Below are 1,088 nucleotides of genomic sequence, written 5' to 3' on the forward strand. Positions count from 1 at the left end.
TATCCCTGGCTGAAAGAGGTGGATTCATTAGCACTGGCAAATGTACAGATGCATCTGGAAAGTGCTTTCTGTAAGTTCTTTCGTGAACCATCCGCAGGATTCCCACGCTTCAAATCAAAGAAGTCATCAAGGAAATCTTATACAACAAACGTAGTGAACGGAAATATCTTTCTGGAAGGAAAATATTTGAAACTGCCTAAGATGACAGCCATCAGGATAAAGCTTCACCGTCCGATATCAGAAAAATGGAAACTGAAATCTGTAACAGTCAGCCGGGAACCATCCGGAAAATATTTTGCAAGTCTGTTATTTTGCTGTGAAAACCAAACAGTAGAAAAAAGACCGGCAGAAAAATTTCTGGGGATTGATTTTGCCATGCATGGGATGTGTGTATTTTCTACCGGTGAAAGAGCCGGATATCCGATGTTCTACCGGAATACAGAGAAAAAGCTTGCACGGGAACAGCGGAAACTGTCCAGATGTCAGAGAGGCAGTCGGAATTATGAAAAACAGAAGAAACGGGTTGCACTGTGTCATGAAAAGATCCGAAATCAGAGAAAAGATTTCCAGCATAAACTCAGTGCANTTTATCAACATATAGAAATAAGAGGTGAGGAAAATAAACCGGGCAGTAAAAATAAGAATCTATCCAAATGCAGAACAACGTGTGCAGATAGAAAAAACAATCGGCTGCAGTCGATTTATCTATAACTGTATGCTTGCAGATAAGATAGAACATTATAAAAAAGAAAAGAAGATGTTAAGGAATACACCAGCCAGCTATAAGAAAGAATATCCCTGGCTGAAAGAGGTGGATTCATTAGCACTGGCAAATGTACAGATGCATCTGGAAAGTGCTTTCTGTAAGTTTTTCCGTGAACCATCTGCAGGATTTCCACGCTTCAAATCAAAGAAGTCATCAAGAAAATCTTATACAACAAACGTAGTGAACGGAAATATCTTTCTGGAAGGAAAATATTTGAAACTGCCTAAGATGACAGCCATCAGGATAAAGCTTCACCGTCCGATATCAGAAAAATGGAAACTGAAATCTGTAACAGTCAGCCGGGAACCATCCGGAAAATATT

General features: G+C 39.6%; 2 protein-coding genes. Both read left to right on the top strand.

Going from position 1 to position 1,088, the window contains the following annotated elements; translation table 11 throughout:
* Positions 1 to 9: 9 nt before the first annotated feature.
* Complete coding sequence (locus GT674_RS17025; RefSeq protein ID WP_442859875.1) at positions 10 to 711, top strand: RNA-guided endonuclease InsQ/TnpB family protein; 702 nt, start codon at positions 10 to 12, stop codon at positions 709 to 711.
* Positions 668 to 1,088, top strand: a 421-nt coding sequence (locus GT674_RS17030; protein WP_330585655.1) for an RNA-guided endonuclease InsQ/TnpB family protein, incomplete at its 3' end; no start/stop codon positions are given. The genes GT674_RS17025 and GT674_RS17030, both read left to right, overlap by 44 nt.

Source organism: Blautia sp. BIOML-A1 (assembly GCF_009883055.1).
Lineage (GTDB): Bacteria > Bacillota > Clostridia > Lachnospirales > Lachnospiraceae > Blautia_A.